Origin of the sequence: Cellulosimicrobium sp. CpK407 (assembly GCF_051844275.1) — a bacterium.
Lineage (GTDB): Bacteria > Actinomycetota > Actinomycetes > Actinomycetales > Cellulomonadaceae > Cellulosimicrobium > Cellulosimicrobium cellulans_G.
Genome location: NZ_JBGNYC010000013.1, coordinates 1 through 14,933 on the forward strand (window position 1 = coordinate 1; position 14,933 = coordinate 14,933).

Annotated in this window: 13 protein-coding genes and 1 pseudogene; 7 read left to right on the forward strand and 7 right to left on the reverse strand. The window is 73.0% G+C overall.

Annotated features, from left to right (window positions below):
* From ABWU78_RS07925 to ABWU78_RS07940, 4 genes and pseudogenes are all read right to left on the reverse strand, one after another.
* A pseudogene (locus ABWU78_RS07925) lies at positions 1–163 on the reverse strand (hypothetical protein); the annotation flags it as partial.
* Positions 164–375: 212 nt separating this feature from the next.
* Positions 376–936 (reverse strand): hypothetical protein, encoded by a 561-nt coding sequence (locus tag ABWU78_RS07930; RefSeq protein ID WP_353706929.1) that lies wholly within the window; start codon positions 934–936, stop codon positions 376–378.
* Between the two features lie 918 nt (positions 937–1,854).
* Entirely contained in the window at positions 1,855–2,610 is a 756-nt protein-coding gene (locus ABWU78_RS07935) for an SAM-dependent methyltransferase (protein ID WP_353706928.1), read from the reverse strand.
* A 326-nt stretch (positions 2,611–2,936) separates the two neighbouring features.
* Complete coding sequence (locus ABWU78_RS07940) at positions 2,937–3,461, reverse strand: DUF1992 domain-containing protein (protein ID WP_353706927.1); 525 nt, start codon at positions 3,459–3,461, stop codon at positions 2,937–2,939.
* A 72-nt stretch (positions 3,462–3,533) separates the two neighbouring features.
* On the opposite strand from ABWU78_RS07940, the gene ABWU78_RS07945 reads away from it, so the two are divergent.
* Both ABWU78_RS07945 and ABWU78_RS07950 read left to right on the forward strand, forming a co-directional pair.
* On the forward strand, positions 3,534–4,136 hold the full coding sequence (locus tag ABWU78_RS07945) for a TetR/AcrR family transcriptional regulator (RefSeq protein ID WP_439158056.1): 603 nt from the start codon (positions 3,534–3,536) through the stop codon (positions 4,134–4,136).
* 198 nt (positions 4,137–4,334) lie between these two features.
* Positions 4,335–6,263 (forward strand): glucoamylase family protein, encoded by a 1,929-nt coding sequence (locus ABWU78_RS07950; RefSeq protein WP_439158057.1) that lies wholly within the window; start codon positions 4,335–4,337, stop codon positions 6,261–6,263.
* Positions 6,264–6,389: 126 nt separating this feature from the next.
* On the opposite strand, the gene ABWU78_RS07955 is transcribed toward ABWU78_RS07950, so the two are convergent.
* From ABWU78_RS07955 to ABWU78_RS07965, 3 genes are read right to left on the reverse strand one after another with little or no spacing between them, the layout of a single operon-like run.
* Positions 6,390–7,406 carry a LacI family DNA-binding transcriptional regulator gene (locus ABWU78_RS07955; protein ID WP_439158058.1) on the reverse strand — a complete coding sequence of 339 codons (1,017 nt, stop codon included), beginning with the start codon at positions 7,404–7,406 and terminating at the stop codon, positions 6,390–6,392.
* On the reverse strand, positions 7,403–8,065 hold the full coding sequence (locus ABWU78_RS07960; RefSeq protein ID WP_439158059.1) for a hypothetical protein: 663 nt from the start codon (positions 8,063–8,065) through the stop codon (positions 7,403–7,405). The genes ABWU78_RS07955 and ABWU78_RS07960 overlap by 4 nt, the downstream gene beginning before the upstream one ends.
* Positions 8,062–9,012 carry a sugar-binding transcriptional regulator gene (locus tag ABWU78_RS07965; RefSeq protein WP_439158060.1) on the reverse strand — a complete coding sequence of 317 codons (951 nt, stop codon included), beginning with the start codon at positions 9,010–9,012 and terminating at the stop codon, positions 8,062–8,064. The genes ABWU78_RS07960 and ABWU78_RS07965 overlap by 4 nt, the downstream gene beginning before the upstream one ends.
* A gap of 151 nt (positions 9,013–9,163) precedes the next feature.
* On the opposite strand from ABWU78_RS07965, the gene ABWU78_RS07970 reads away from it, so the two are divergent.
* From ABWU78_RS07970 to ABWU78_RS07990, 5 genes are read left to right on the forward strand one after another with little or no spacing between them, the layout of a single operon-like run.
* Positions 9,164–10,168: an ABC transporter permease gene (locus tag ABWU78_RS07970; RefSeq protein WP_087470399.1), complete on the forward strand. Its 1,005-nt coding sequence runs from the start codon at positions 9,164–9,166 to the stop codon at positions 10,166–10,168.
* A 26-nt stretch (positions 10,169–10,194) separates the two neighbouring features.
* Positions 10,195–11,199, forward strand: a complete 1,005-nt coding sequence (locus tag ABWU78_RS07975) for a substrate-binding domain-containing protein (protein WP_439158061.1) — start codon at positions 10,195–10,197, stop codon at positions 11,197–11,199.
* Between the two features lies 1 nt (position 11,200).
* A complete protein-coding gene (locus tag ABWU78_RS07980; protein ID WP_253051560.1) occupies positions 11,201–12,760 on the forward strand; it encodes a sugar ABC transporter ATP-binding protein in 1,560 nt (519 codons plus the stop codon).
* A 32-nt stretch (positions 12,761–12,792) separates the two neighbouring features.
* On the forward strand, positions 12,793–13,452 hold the full coding sequence (locus tag ABWU78_RS07985) for a KpsF/GutQ family sugar-phosphate isomerase (protein WP_253051559.1): 660 nt from the start codon (positions 12,793–12,795) through the stop codon (positions 13,450–13,452).
* A gap of 2 nt (positions 13,453–13,454) precedes the next feature.
* A complete protein-coding gene (locus ABWU78_RS07990) occupies positions 13,455–14,930 on the forward strand; it encodes a xylulokinase (protein ID WP_439158062.1) in 1,476 nt (491 codons plus the stop codon).
* Positions 14,931–14,933 lie beyond the last annotated feature (3 nt).

Below are 14,933 nucleotides of genomic sequence, written 5' to 3' on the forward strand. Positions count from 1 at the left end.
GGACCGCGATGGCGGCGGGGGCGGCGGCGGTGATCTCGAAGGTCTCCTCGAAGGCCTTCACGAACTCGTTGAGCTCGATGAGGTTCAAGCCCCGAAACTGCTCGATGAGGTCGCGTGCACTCAGCTTCACATGACCACGTTCGAGGAGCGGGCCCCTACGCATAGGGCTGGGGCCGTCTGGGGGACGCCACGGAGTCTTTGCGGGTTCGGGATCGGCGCTCGGGGTTGGCGACGGCGTCTGGGTGGGGGACGGATCGGAGGCAGGTTCCGTGGCAGGGGACGGGGATGGGTCCTGGGTCGGTTCACCGCTCGCGTCGTCGCGATGGCGCTTGTCAGGCACTCAGCTCCTCGATTCTGCTGATTGATCGGGCGAACTTATCCCCTCAGCCACGCCAGCACGACCCAGACGCTCAGTTGCACGAAGCCGAGTACGACGAAGGTCGAGAAGGAGCGGTGCAGTGATTGTAGCGACGACTCGTTGGATTCGTAGGCTTCGTCGTTCAAGAGGGTGAGGGCGCGGATGTAGTCGACTTCGTTCGGGGCGCCGACCTGTGGCTCGATCCACTCGACCAAGCGTTTTCCGGACATCGCGAACGACCATTGGAATCGTGGCAGGCCCCAGCGGAGCGCGGCGAGCAGGAGAATGTGCGCGGCGAGAACGACCGATGCGATGGCGATGAGTGTCCCCAGCGCGGCGACGATGAAGAAAAGGGTGTCACGGGTCGAGCCGCTGAGGCTGGTACCGACCAGGAAAGCCGTGGCTGTCCCGACGAATGCGAGGTATTGCACGGTGCGCTGCCGCACACCCTCGAGTTGCTTCAGCTGGAACTCGAGCGCACGCGAACTCTCGGCGTAGGCGAGTTTGTACAGCTCCAGCCGTTCAGGCCGGGCCTCGCCCTGCGACCGTTCGGAACTGCCTTCCCGGGCAACAGGCACGCTCACAATCTAGTGCCTGCACGACCGTCGTGCTATGTCGTCGTCGGTGGACGCGCCGAGGTACGGCGGCCAGGACGCCTACCGGTGCCACGGGGGTGGGCCGTCGCCGTCGTTGCGGGCGCCGGCAGCCACGTCAGGGCGCTGGCTACGGATTGCCACGGTGCGCTGTGGGCCCAACGCGGTGCGCGAGTCCGTGTGCACCATTACGCCGGTGTGTGCCTTCTTCGCGCAGCAGCGGGAGTACGAGGCATCGATGCTTCGCCGCTACAACTGGTTGGGCTTCTTCGTCGCGGTTGCGTGGTCGCGTCGTTGATCGCGCTGATCGTCGCCGCCGCTGACTCCCGTGGGGGCCTCGGCGACAGCGATCGGCACGATCGTCTCGGGCGGGGCGATGAGGTTCGTACTCGATCAGAAGCGCGAGCAGCAACGACGCATCACCAGTGGATCACAACGATCAGCAAGCACGGCTGCGACTGAGAAGACACCGCCGGGTATGCGCGGGAAGGCCCAGTGTGGCGGTCGCCCCCTGCCCGGGGATCGGGCGGGCGCACTCATTGGGGTACCGGTTCTGCGCTGGGTAGGTCGAACTGCAGGTCGGCACCCCGACAATGGTGCGCGTCGCGGCTCGGGTCGCCCCCTCGTGCTCGCGCGAAGCTTCCGGCGCTGACCAGGCATGATGCAACCTACTTCGCGCACGACCCGCGCTACGCACGGGATCGTGCAAGGTAGGGCGGCGTGTCCGTGCAATCTGCGTGGCACGTCGACAGACGTGCAGCCTAGATTGCAGAGTCCTGCACACATGCTGCATGGGGAGTGCTTTGCCTGAGCAACCACAGGCGTACGCGCGACGTGTGTGGCGGCGTCCGGCAGTACGGAAGTACCGCGGCAGTCATCACGTGGCAGCGACGTGCACGCCGGTCAGTCACGCGTGCTGACGGCGACGTCGTGCAGGACGAAGGTGGCAAACCCTAGTTCGCGTCGTGCGCCGCTCAGCCAGGCATCGCGATTCTCACGTGCAGCGGCAAGTGCCTGGTCGCGATCCTCGGTCGTCGGGGCCTCCCGCACGGCCCAGTCGACGAGCGACCCGGTCCAGCTGAACTGGTAGTCGTCCCACTCGGCCAACGTGCTGACGTGCCCGTACGACGGCTCGAAGCCGTGCTCGTGGACGGCCCGCACGAAGCCGGCGAGGTCGGGATAGGCGTCGACGGAAACATCGAGCGCTGCCAGCGCAGAAGCCGACGGAGCGCCCTCCCAGATGCTGTCACCGATCAGCGCTTGGCCACCGGGGCGCAGCTGCCGCCGGACAGCGGCCAGCATGTCCTCCAGCCTGCCGAAGGCGTGGCTTGCGCCGATGCACAGCACCACGTCGAAGACCCCGTCGTCCCAGGTGGCGGCATCCGTCTCGATCCAGCGCACCCGGTCGCTCAGCTTCCGCTCCTCGGCACGCCGGGCGGCAGAGGCCGGGAGCATGTGGTCGATCCCCACGCCGGTGATTCCGGGGTGGGCGAGCAGCAGCTCCTGCAGCCACTCGCCCTCGCCGCACCCGAGGTCGACGGCGCGGGCACCGTCGCTCGGGCTCAGCCAGCCGACCAGTTCGCGTAGCCGCTCGGGCGCCACCGGCGCCCCGATCGGATGGCGCAGGTGGGCGATGTCGAAGATCTCGGAGCGTTCCATCTCGGCGACGCTACAGGCCACCGCCTACCCGCGCCGATGCCGTCTGACGAGCCATCGCCCCATGGCTCACGCGGCCACGAGACACACCCTCTTCCGCCGCCGTGGGACCGCTGAGTGCAACCAACCCTGCGCGACCCGACCGACACGCCCGAGGTCGTACGCGGCACAGCGGCGGGTCCGCGCGATCTGCGCTGCACGTCAACAGCGGCGGCCGTCTGGCGCAGGGAATCCTCGTCGCCGAGGGCGAATCCAGTGCGATGGAGCCGGCGCGTCAAGACGGGCCAGGCACGTGCGCCGAGGTGGTTGGACACGGTCGGCGACGGCGCCTACTCGGACCGTCGACGGGAGCGTCGACGGCGGGGACGCTTCGTCTCGGTCGTCTCCGCGGCTGCTGCCGCCCGTGCCTCCGCGGCGCGCGACGCGCGGCGCTGTGCCCATGCGGCGACGGTCTGGTCGACGTCCCGCGGCATGGTGACGAGGGGTGGGCCGGCGGGTGCTTGGTAGCGGCCGCGGAGGACGCGGCGGTTGAACTCCTCGACCTCGTGGCGCACGTCGTCCTCGACCCAGAGCTCGTCGAGGCGTTCGTCGAGCGCGGCGTCTTCTCTGCGCAGCTCGATGGAGGGTGGCAGCACCACGAGCCGCTCGCGCTTGACGAGGTTCTTGAGCCACCAGTCGGGGTCGTAGCGGTCGGGGATGGGGAGCGGCTTGCCGCTGCCGGGGAGGTCGTCGAACTCGCCGCGTTCGATGGCCTTGCGGATCTGCAGGTCGGCCAGCAGGGCGATCGCCACCTCCTGGTCGATGGCGACGGCGTACGGGTTGAAGAGCGCGGGGGACGGGTGCGGGTCGGCCATCGTCTCTCCCTCCCAGGGTTTGCCATACAACTGTATTGTGTCACGGGTGCTGCCAGAGGAAGGGAGTCCGGGGTGCCGAAGCTGGTGGACCACCAGGAACGCCGGGAGGCGCTCGCGCGGGCGCTGTGGCGGGTCGTCGACCAGCACGGCTGGACGAAGGCCACGATGCGCGAGGTCGCGAGCGAGGCCGGGGTCTCGCTCGGGCACGTGCAGCACTACTTCGCGTCGCGCGCCGGGATGCTGACCTTCGCGATGGAGTTCGCCGCCGAGCAGACCGCGGGCCGGGTCGCGCGGGGGCTGGCCGCGCTCGACCAGCCTCCGCACCCGCGGGACGTGCTCCGGCTGGTTCTCGTCGAGATGCTGCCCCTGGGGCCCGACGCGCGGGCGTCGAGCCGCATGAGCGCCGCGTACGTCCTGGAGGCGTTGCACGACCCGGCGCTGCGCGAGCGGGCGCGCCTCGGGCTCCGTGACGGCCGCGCCATGGTGGCGCAGCTCGTGCGCGATGCGATCACCCACGGACAGATCGCACCGGACCGCGACCCGGACGTCGAGACCGACCTGCTCCTGGCGCTGACCGGGTTCACCCCGCTGCTCGAGCTCGAGGTGATCGAGCCGCGGGCCGCGCTGGCCGCCATCGACCAGCACCTGGATCACCTCTTCCCCCGAGCCGCCTGACCGCGGCCGCCGCGAAGCCGCAGGGGGAGAGGCTCGCGTGGTGCGCGCACGGCCGCCCGTCGCGGCGGCGTCGCTCGTCGCGGCGTCGTCGCCCGACGTGGGTTCCGTTGACCCCACCCGGCACCCGGGCTACTCTCTGCGCCCCCATTCGGAAAGTGCGCCCGAAATTTCGGGGGTCGCGACACGAAGGAGTGCCTGATGGATGGAACGACCACGACCGCACGGAGCGGCGTGCAGCGCCGTCGCGGAGCCGCGCTCGTCGCGGGCGGACTCGTCGGCGGGCTGGCCCTGGCGGCCGGCCTCGCCGCTCCCGCCGCGGCGGAGAGCGTCCCGGCGGCGGGGAGCGTCCCCGCGACGGCGACGCCCGGCGTCGGGCCTGACGGCCTGACCGGCGCGCAGCGCGCGACGCTGGAGACGTACCTGGAGGACACGTACACCTCGCTGGAGGCCATGACGGACGAGGGGACCGGCCTGCCCGCGGACAACATCGAGGGTGACCTGGACCCGGCGTCGAGCAGCGCGTACACGTCGCCGACGAACATCGGCGGCTGGCTCTGGTCCACCGTCGTGGCGCGCGACCTCGGCCTGGTCGACGCCGCCGAGGCGCACGACCGCCTCGCGACGACGCTCGACACCGTCGCGTCCCTCGACCGGCACGACGCGAGCGGGATGTTCTACAACTGGTACGACCCGGCGACCGGCGACCGGGTCGAGACGTGGCCGGACAGCGGCGACGTCGTCCACCAGTTCCTCAGCTCGGTGGACAACGGCTGGCTGGCCGCGGGGCTGCGCGTCGTCGCGGAGGCGGAGCCGAGCCTCGCGGACGAGGCGCGCGCGATCTACGACGACATGCACTTCGGCGCCTTCTACAACCCGGACGCGCGTCCGGACCTCGGCGTCGGGCTGCTGCGCGGCGGGTTCTGGGACGAGGAGCCGCCCGGCTGCTCCGTGGCGGGCGACTACCTCGGCACGGGCACCGACGTCTACTACACGTGCCACCACTACGACACGACGGTCTCGGAGACGCGCATCGCGACCTACCTCGGCATCGCCGAGGGCGAGGTGCCGCCCGAGGCGTACTACGCGAGCTACCGGACGTTCCCGGACACGTGCGACTGGTCGTGGCAGGAGCAGAAGCCGATCGGCGAGACGCGCGAGTACCTGGGCGTCCCCGTCTTCGAGGGCGCGTACCGGTACCGCGACCTCGCGGTCGTCCCGGGCTGGGGAGGCTCGATGTTCGAGGCGCTCATGCCGGACATGCTGGTGCCCGAGGCGGAGTGGGGCCCGACGTCGTGGGGCGTCAACCACCCGCTCGTGGTGCGCGCGCACAAGGAGCACGGCCTCGACGAGGCCGGCTACGGCGCCTGGGGCTTCTCGCCCGCGAGCAACCCCTTCGGCGGGTACGCGGAGTACGGCGTCGACGCGATCGGCCTGCGCTCCGACGGCTACCTGTCCGACGGCGAGACCGACGTCGACCTCGGGTTCGAGGGCTGCCGCGAGGCGACGAACCCCGCGCCGGAGTTCGGCGACGGCGTCGTGACGCCGCACGCGTCGTTCCTCGGGCTCGCGTACGACACCGAGGGCGTGCTCGACAACCTCGCCCACCTCGCCGACGACCTCGGCGCGTACGGGCCGGGCGGGTTCTACGACGCGGTCGCCGTCCGCTCGGGCACGGTCGCCGAGCGCTACCTGTCGCTCGACCAGGCGATGATCGTCGCCGCGATCGGCAACGTCCTCGACGACTCGCGCCTCAAGGACTACTTCGTCGACGACCAGCTCGAGCAGCGGCTGCGCCCGCTCATGGCGGCCGAGACGTTCTCCGCCACGGCCGACCTCACGCCCGGCGTGGGCGCCGACGTCCAGGTCCAGGCGCGCTGCCTCGGCCACCGGGCGGCCGTCGCCGTCCGGGCGACGAGCACGGGGGACGGCCGCGCGGACGTCACGCTCGCCACGCCCTACGGGTCGCGGTCGTTCGACGACGTCGTCCCGCACCGCAGCACCTACCAGTCGTTCGCGGCGCGCACGGCGGAGATCCCGTCCGGCACCGCGACGGTGACGGTCACGTCCGACGACGGGTCGACGACCCAGGAGCTGTCCTACCGCTACGCGAGCGTCTCCTGCGGCTGACCGGCCGCCTGCTCGCCGGTCGACCGGCACGCGACGACGGGAGGGACGCGGACCGCGTCCCTCCCGTCCGTCGTGGTCCCGACGTGCGCCGGGGCGCGTGCGTCCGGACCGCGCGCGAGGGCCGTCTCACGACCGCGGGGGAGCGGTGGACTCCCGGACGACGAGGCGCGTCGCGAGCTCGGTACGCAGCGTGTGCCCGTGCGCGGTGCGCGCGCGGTGCACGAGCCCGACGGCGGAGGCGCCCATCTCGACGAGCGGCTGGCGGACCGTGGTGAGGGGCGGGTCGGTCCAGGGTGCGACGGGGAGGTCGTCGAACCCGACGAGCGAGACGTCGTCCGGCACGGACAGCCCCGCCTCGCGCAGCGCGCGCAGCGCGCCGAGCGCCGTGTCGTCGCTGCTCGCGAAGATCGCCGTCGGGGGGTCGTCGCGGGCGAGCAGGCGCTGCGTCCCCTCGTAGCCCGCGGGGACGCCGTACGTGCTCAGGCAGACCAGGTCCTCGTCGACGGGCACGCCCGCCTGGATCATCGCGGCGCGGTAGCCGGCGAGCCGCGCGATCGCGTTGTCCTGCTCCGGCACGCCCGTGATCGTCGCGATGCGCCGGTGCCCGAGCTCCAGCAGGTGCGTCGTCGCCTCGAGCGCCCCCTGGAAGTTCGCCGCGCCCACGCTGAGCACGTCCTCGGGCGGGCGTCGCCGCGGATCGACGACGACGAGCGGCACCCCGGCGGCCGCGAGCGTCGCGCGTGCCTCGGCGTCGGGCACCGCGACGACGCTCACGAGGCCGTCCGTGCCCCGGGCGAGCGCGTGCCGCACCCACGCGCCGCAGTCGTCGGGGTCCAGCTCCACGGACAGCACGACGTCCAGGCCCAGGCGCCGCGCCTCCGCGACCGCGCCGCGCACCACCGCCTCCGACCACGGGCCCTCGAAGTCGACGATGCGGACGTCGACGAGTCCCGTCCGCTTGGCCGTGGGAGGCCGGATCTCGTAGCCGTGGCGCCGCAGGACCTCGGCGACCCGCTCGCGCGTCGCCGCCGAGACGTCCGGGCGCGCGTTGAGCACCTTCGACACGGTCGGGACGGACACCCCGGCCTCGGCCGCGACGGCGGCGAGGGGGACGTTCCGCCGGCCGGGCCGCGCGGTGCTCATCCGGCTCCTTCGTCCCCGTCGCGCCGCGGAGCGACCTCCGTGGCGCGCGCCGCCGTCAGCCAGCCGTGCGGGTCCTCGCTCGCGACGAGGTCCGTCCCGGACACGAGCCACGTGGCCCCGGCGCGGAGCGCCTGCGGGACGATCGAGCGCGTGACGCCGCCGTCCAGGCCGACGGCGTGACCCGGGCCCGCGACCTGCCCGACCGTGGCGAGCGCGTCGACCTGGAACGTCGAGCCGGCGTGGCCGGGGGTGATCGACATGACGAGGACGTCCGTCCCGGGCTCGACCTCCGGCACCTCGACGCCGGGCGAGAGCGCGACGCCGGCGCGTGCGCCTCGCGCGCGGACGCGGTCGAGGGCGGCGCGCCAGTCGCGCGTCCCCGCGTGGACGACGACGAGCTCGCAGAAGTCCGTCCAGCGGTCGACCTCGCGCAGCGGCTCCTCGACCATGAGGTGCGCCTCGGCGGCCAGCCCGCTGGCGGCGGTCACGGCCGCCGCCTCCGCGGCGGTGAAGCCGCCCGCGGCGGCGTAGCGGCCGTCGGTCCGGTCCCAGTGGACGGTGCGGAGCCCGGCCCGAGCGAGCCGCTCGGCCTCCGCGGCGACGCGGTCGCGCGGCGTCGACCAGAACGACGCGGCGACGCGGGTGCGGGAAGCCCTCATCGGCTCGTGCCGCGCGCGACGGGCGGGAGGTCGAGCAGGGCCTCGGCGCAGCGCTGCTCGGTGACGAGGGCGGAGACGAGGCCGGACCGCGTGACGGCGTGGACGGCCGCCGCCTTCTCGTGCTCGGCGGCGACGGCGATCACCTGGGGCACGCGGGCGAGCTGGCGTGCGGAGATCGAGAGGCACCGCTCGGCGAAGTCGGGGACGAGGTCGCCCTCGGCGGTGAGGAGGATGCCCGCGATCTCGGCGCGGACGCCGCGCGCGGTGAGGTCGTCCCGCTCGTCGCGTCCGAGGACCTCGCGGAGCTGGGAGATCGGCGGGTCCCACGAGCCGATCGCGACGACCGCGACGTCGACCCGGTCGAAGAGCGAGAGCGCGCGGGCGATGTCGGGCTGGCGGCGCAGCGTCGCCGCGGTCGCGGCGTCCTCGACGACCAGGGGCGCGAAGATCGCGTGCGCGTCGCCGCCGGCGCGCAGGGAGACGCGGCGGATCACCTCGACGGGGGAGTCGGAGAGGTCTGAGCCGACCGCGCCGGTGAGCTGGACGACGGTCACGGGGGGCAGCGCGGTGAGGCGCTCCGTCATGGCGGTGAGCGTCCGTCCCCACGCGAAGCCGAGGGTGTTGCCCGGGCGCAGCGACCGGGTGAGCAGCTCCGCGGCGGCCGCGCCGACGTCCTCGCGCAGCTCGGGCACGGTGTCGCGGCCCTGGACCACGAGGCACTCGTCGAGGCCGAGGTGCGAGCGCAGGCGCGCGGAGAGGGCCGGGTCGACGACGCCGGCGTCGTCGATGGTGATGGTCACGATCCCGGCCTCGAGCGCCTGCTCGAGCATCCGGGCGACCTTGAACCGTGAGACGCCGAGCTCCGCGCCGATCTCGACCTTGGAGGCCGAGTCCACGTAGTAGCGGCGGGCCACGTGTGCCAGCTCGTGGCGCGAGAAGTCCGTCATGTCACCCATTCTTGCTCATCTGAGCGCTCGTCTGCGCATATGTTACCGATCTGTGATCGAGGCGCGTTGCTTGTGGCCTCGTGGTGTCCATACTATCGACATACGAGCAATCGCGTGCTCATATGAGCACCCGCAAGGAGGCGAGAAGTACATGTCGCGACGACGCGTCCCCGACGAGGTCGGGATCGCGGGGATCTTGGTCCTCGTGGTGGTGGTGATGAGTCTGCTGTCCCCGAACTTCCGCACCGCCGGGAACTTCGAGGTCCTGCTGCTGAACGGCGCCGTGGTGGCGCTGCTCGCGCTGGGCCAGACCTTCGTGCTGCTCACCGGTGGCATCGACCTCTCGACGGGGTCCAACCTCGCCCTCACAGGCATGGCCGCGGCGCTCGGGATGCAGGCGGGCCTGCCCTGGTGGGCCGCGACGGTCCTCGCGCTCGTCGTCGGCGTCGCGGTGGGCCTCGTCAACGGGATCTTCGTGCACTACCTGCGCCTGCCCCCGTTCATCGCGACGTTCTCGATGTTCGGCATCGCCGGGAGCATCCCCATGATCCTCACGGGCGCGGCGTCGGTCACGGTGCGCGACCCGATGTTCGCCTTCCTCGGGCGCGGCGGGGTGTTCGGCATCCCGACGCCGATCCTCATCGTGGCGCTCGTCGCCGTCGTCTTCAGCGTCCTCCTGGCGCGCACGAGCACGGGCGTCCACATCTACGCGCTCGGCGGCAACAAGGAGACGGCGCGCCTCGCGGGCATCCACACCGGGCGCACCACGCTCTTCGTCTACGCGGTCTCCGGTCTGTGCGCCGCGCTCGCGGGCGTCGTGACGACCTCGCGCCTCATGGTCGGGTACCCGTCCGCCGGCTCGGGCAACGAGCTCTTCTACTCGATCGCCGCCGCGGTGGTCGGCGGCGTGAGCCTGTTCGGCGGGGTCGGCTCGATCGGCGGCGCGCTGCTCGGTGCGGTGCTCATCGCGACCGTCTCGAACGGCATGAACGTCGTCGGCGTCGACAGCTTCTGGCAGCCCCTCGTCATCGGCGTGATCATCCTCGCCGGCGTCAGCCTCGACACCTACCGCCGCTCGCTCTCGACCACCGGGGGGAGAGGCCGCCTCTTCCTCCAGCTCCTGCAACCACGTCGCGCCTCGCGCGCCACGTCCTGACCCCCACCGCTCGAAGGAGAGTTCTCATGCGACGCAAGATCATCGTCTCGGCCCTCGCCGTGACCGCCCTCGCCCTCGCGGGCGCCTGCTCCGCCGTCGACACCGGCACCGGCGACGCGACCGGGAGCGGCTCGACCGACCAGGCTCAGACCACGCTGCCCGCGTCCTGCGACGGGGAGAACCCGTACGTCGCGGTCAGCCTCCCGAACCTCACCAACCCCTACTACGTGGCGATGAAGAAGGGCTTCGAGGACGGCGGCGCCGCCAACGGGTTCGACGTCGAGGTGCAGGTCGCAAACGACGACGACGCCCAGCAGCTCGCCCAGGTCGAGGCCATGCTGCAGAAGGACCCGTGCGCGCTCGCGCTGAACCCGGTGAAGTCGGAGCCCGCCGCGGGGATCGTCAAGGCGGCGAACGACGCCGGCGTGCCCGTCTTCACCGTGAACGTCATCGTCGACGAGGACGCGCTCGCCGCCCAGGGGGCGTCGATCGTCCAGTACCTCGGCGCGGACAACGAGGCGGGCGGCCGCGCGATGGGCGAGAAGGTCCTCGAGGACCTCGGCGCCGACGCCGCGCTGAGCATCGGCTTCATCACCGAGCCCGACGAGCGTCCGGTCGTCATCCGCGACGAGGGCTTCACCGACGCGGTGTCGGCCAACCCGAACGCCCAGGTCGTCGCCAAGGTCGACGGCAACGTCAAGCCCGACGACTCGCTGCGCGTCACGGGCGAGATGCTCCAGGGCAACCAGGACATCAACGTCATCTGGGCCTCGACCGGGCCTGCCGTCTACGGCGCGCTGCAGGCCCTGGGCAACCGCACCGACGTCGCGCTCTACGGGTTCTGCGCCTCCGAGGAGACGCTCACCGAGGTGTACCGCGGGTGCGTCGCCCAGGAGCCGGAGAGCTACGGCACCCAGGTGACCGAGCAGATCCGCGCGTACGTCGACGGCGAGGACGTCGAGCCGGAGATCCTCCTGCCGCTCAAGGCGTTCACCGTCGGCGAGACCCCTGCGCCGGGGGAGGTCGGCTGACATGACCGACGTCACGACGTCGGTCCCGCGGGGCGCCGCCGAGGGCGGCGCCCTGCGGGCCAGCGGGATCGTCAAGAGCTTCTCGCACGTGCGGGTGCTCAAGGGCATCGACCTGACGCTCGCGGCGGGCACGGTCACCGGGCTCGTCGGGCACAACGGCGCCGGCAAGTCGACGCTGCTCCGCGTGCTCGCCGGGGCGCACCCCGCCGACGAGGGCACGGTGACCGTGGACGGCCACGAGCTGCCCCAGGGCTCCCCGACCGCCGCCCTCGACGCCGGGATCTCGACCGTCTACCAGGAGCTGTCGCTCCTGCCGAACCTCACGGTCACGCAGAACGTGTTCCTCGGCCGTGAGCTGACGCGCGGCGGGGCGCTTGACCGCCGCACCATGCGCGAGCAGTCCCGCGCGCTCGCGGACCGGTTCGGCCTCGCGGTGGACGTCGACCGCAAGCTCGGCGCCTACCCCGTCGCGACCCGCCAGCTCCTCGAGATCGCGGTGGCCGTGGCGCGCGACGCGCGCTACCTGCTGCTCGACGAGCCGACGACGAGCCTCGAGGGCGGGCAGGTCGAGCGGTTCCTCGAGACCGTGCGCGACCTGGCCCGCACCGAGGGCCTCGGGATCCTGCTCGTCGACCACAAGCTCGACGAGCTGTACGCGGTCGCCGACCACGTCGTCGCGCTCGTCGACGGCGAGGTCCGCATCGCCGGCCCGGCCGGCACGGTCGACCGCCAGGCGGTCGTGCACGCGATCGCCGGGGACGAGGCGACCGCCTCCACGGGCGGGGTCACCGAGCCGGCGCACCGCACCGACGTCGTCCCGCTCGACGCGGGCGCGCGCCCGTCCCTCGTGGTGCGGAACCTGCGCACGCCCACGCTCGCCGACGTCAGCCTCACGGCCCACCCCGGCCGGGTGCTGGGGGTCTACGGGCTCATCGGCGCCGGCCGCACCGAGCTGCTGCGCACGCTCGTCGGCCTCGACAAGGTCCTGGGCGGGAGCATCGAGCTCGACGGCGCGCCGTACCGGCCCGCGGCTCCCGCCGAGGCCCAGCGGCGCGGGCTCGTCTACCTGACCGAGGAGCGCAAGGTCGACGGCATCGTCGGGGGGCTGGACGCGACGACGAACGTCGTCCTCCCGGTCCTCGACCGGTACCGCCGGCTCGGCCTGCTCGACAAGCGGCGCATGCGCCGCGAGGCGGCGGCGCTCATGGACCGCATGCAGGTGCGCGGGGACCGCGAGGGCCCCGTCGAGCGCCTGTCGGGCGGCAACCAGCAGAAGGTGCTGCTCGCCCGCGTCCTGGCGCAGGCACCGCGCGTGCTGCTGCTCGACGAGCCGACCAAGGGCGTCGACATCGGCGTCAAGACCGAGATCCACCGGCTCCTGCGCTCGCTGGCCCACGACGACGGGCTCACGGTCGTCGTCGTGTCCAGCGAGGAGGAGGAGATCCTCGAGCTCGCGGACGACGTCGTCACCCTCACGGAGGGCCGGTGCGACGGCGACGTCGTCGCGGCCGGCGACCTGTCCTCCGTGGACCTGCGGCACGCGGCCTGGAGCGCCGCGTGACCTCACCGAGAACCCCTGGACGAGGAGTACCCATGACCATCCCCGACACCACGACGCGCCGCCGTGCCGCCGTGCTCGAGACCGCCCGGGCGGTCGTCGCGCACGAGGCGCAGGGGGTCGCCGCGAGCGTGACCGACCTGGGCGACGTGTTCCTGGACGTGGTCCAGCGGGTGTACGAGTGCACGGGCAAGGTCTTCGTCACCGGGGCCGGCACGTCCGGCGCGGTGGCGCGCCGCATGGCGCACCTGCTCTCCGTGTCCGGCACCCCGTCGGTGTTCATCTCGGGCGCGGACGCGCTGCACGGCACGATGGGCGCGATGGCCCCGGGCGACATCCTCGTCGCGATCTCCCGCGGGGGTGGGAGCGACGAGATCAACGACCTGGTCGTGCGCGCCAAGGAGCGCGGCGTCGACACGGTCGTCGCGGTGACGGCGGACGCCACCTCGCGCCTCGCGCGGAACGCGGACGTCGTGGTCGAGCTGACGATGATCCCGGGGATCGACCCCGGCGAGGTCATCGCGATGGGATCTACCCTCGTGACGGCAGCGTGGGGCGACGCGCTCGCCGTGGTCCTCATGCGGATGCGCGGGTACTCGTGGGCGAACGTCCTGCACTCGCACCCGTCGGGGGCCGTCGGCAAGATCGACGAGGCGCCCCAGGAGCTGCCGCCCCTCGAACCCTACTGGAAGTAGCCATGGACCTTGTCGCAGGGGTCGACTCCTCGACCCAGTCCTGCACCGTCGAGCTGCGCCGCCGGGACGACGGCGCGCTCGTCGGGACCGCGTCGGCCCCCCATCCCCGCACCGCGCCTCCGGTCAGCCGGCAGGACCCGCGGGACTGGTGGGCCGCGTTCCGGGCAGCGTTCTCGGGCGCCCTGCGCGACGCCGACGCCGACCCGGCGCAGGTCGTCGCGCTCGCCGTCGGCGCCCAGTGCCACGGGCTCGTGCTGCTGGACCGGAGCGGCGAGCCGCTGGCCCCCGCGCCCCTGTGGAACGACACGACGGCGGGCCCGGCGGCCGCGCGGGTCGCCCACGAGTACGGGCTCGGACGGTGGATGGAGGACGTCGGCATGGCGCCGTCGTCCGCCCTGACCATCATGAAGCTCGCGCACGTGGCGGAGACCGACCCCGCGCTCCTCGAGCGCGTCGCGCACGTCCTCGTGCCGCACGACTACCTCACCTACCGGCTCACCGGGTCGACGGTCACCGACCGGTCCGACGCCGCCGGGACCGGCTACCTCGACGTCCACCGCGGCGTCTGGCGGCCCGAGCTCCTGGACCGCTTCGTCTCGCCGGACGTCGGCTGGGAGGACGTCCTCCCGACCGTCCTCGGTCCCGACACCCCGGCCGGGACCGTGCGGCCGGACGTCGCCGCCGAGCTCGGGCTCCGGCCGGGCGTCGTCGTCGGTCCGGGCGGGGGAGACCAGCACCTCGCCGCCGTCGGGCTCGGCCTCGTCGAGGGCGACCTCGGGGTCTCGCTCGGCACGTCCGGCGTCGTCCTCAGCCCGCGCCGCACGTCCGTCGTCGACCCCCTCGGCACGGTCGACTCCGTGTGCGACGCGACCGGCGGGTATCTGCCGCTCGCGTGCACGCTCAATGCCGCCAAGGTCACCGACACCTTCGCGCGGCTCCTCGACGTCGACCACGCGACCCTCGAACGCCTCGCGCTCGCCGCCCCCGTCCGGGGTGAGCGGCCGACGCTCGTCGCCTACCTCGACGGCGAGCGCACCCCGCGGCGACCGGGCGCGACCGGCGTGCTCGGCGGGATCACCGGAGAGACCACGCGGGAGGACCTCGCGCTGGCCGCGTTCGAGGGTGTCGTCGCCGGCCTGGTCGGGGCGGCCCGCGCGCTCGAGCGGGTGGGCGTCGACACGAGCGGGGAGGTCGTCGTCAACGGCGGCGGCGCCCGGTCGCTCGCGTACCGGCAGGTCCTCGCCGACGCCCTCCGCCGCCCCGTCGTGCGTCGTGCGGCCCCCGAGGCGACGGCGCGCGGGGCGTGCGTCCAGGCCGTCGCCGTCCTCGAGGGCACCACCGTGGCGGGAGTCGCCGCGTCGTGGGCGCCCGAGGTGCTCGACGCCGTCCCGCCCCGCGACGTGCCCGCGACGATCGACGCCCCCTACTACGACCTGCTCGCCACGGTCGCCGACCGGCCCCGGCCGCCCGCGGCCTGACCG

Coding starts and splice junctions, on each gene's coding strand:
- ABWU78_RS07935 (WP_353706928.1), bottom strand. CDS start 2,610: ATGGAACGCTCCGAGATCTTCGACATCGCCCACCTGCGCCATCCGATC.
- ABWU78_RS07940 (WP_353706927.1), bottom strand. CDS start 3,461: ATGGCCGACCCGCACCCGTCCCCCGCGCTCTTCAACCCGTACGCCGTC.
- ABWU78_RS07950 (WP_439158057.1), top strand. CDS start 4,335: ATGGATGGAACGACCACGACCGCACGGAGCGGCGTGCAGCGCCGTCGC.
- ABWU78_RS07955 (WP_439158058.1), bottom strand. CDS start 7,406: ATGAGCACCGCGCGGCCCGGCCGGCGGAACGTCCCCCTCGCCGCCGTC.
- ABWU78_RS07960 (WP_439158059.1), bottom strand. CDS start 8,065: ATGAGGGCTTCCCGCACCCGCGTCGCCGCGTCGTTCTGGTCGACGCCG.
- ABWU78_RS07965 (WP_439158060.1), bottom strand. CDS start 9,012: ATGACGGACTTCTCGCGCCACGAGCTGGCACACGTGGCCCGCCGCTAC.
- ABWU78_RS07970 (WP_087470399.1), top strand. CDS start 9,164: ATGTCGCGACGACGCGTCCCCGACGAGGTCGGGATCGCGGGGATCTTG.
- ABWU78_RS07975 (WP_439158061.1), top strand. CDS start 10,195: ATGCGACGCAAGATCATCGTCTCGGCCCTCGCCGTGACCGCCCTCGCC.
- ABWU78_RS07980 (WP_253051560.1), top strand. CDS start 11,201: ATGACCGACGTCACGACGTCGGTCCCGCGGGGCGCCGCCGAGGGCGGC.
- ABWU78_RS07985 (WP_253051559.1), top strand. CDS start 12,793: ATGACCATCCCCGACACCACGACGCGCCGCCGTGCCGCCGTGCTCGAG.
- ABWU78_RS07990 (WP_439158062.1), top strand. CDS start 13,455: ATGGACCTTGTCGCAGGGGTCGACTCCTCGACCCAGTCCTGCACCGTC.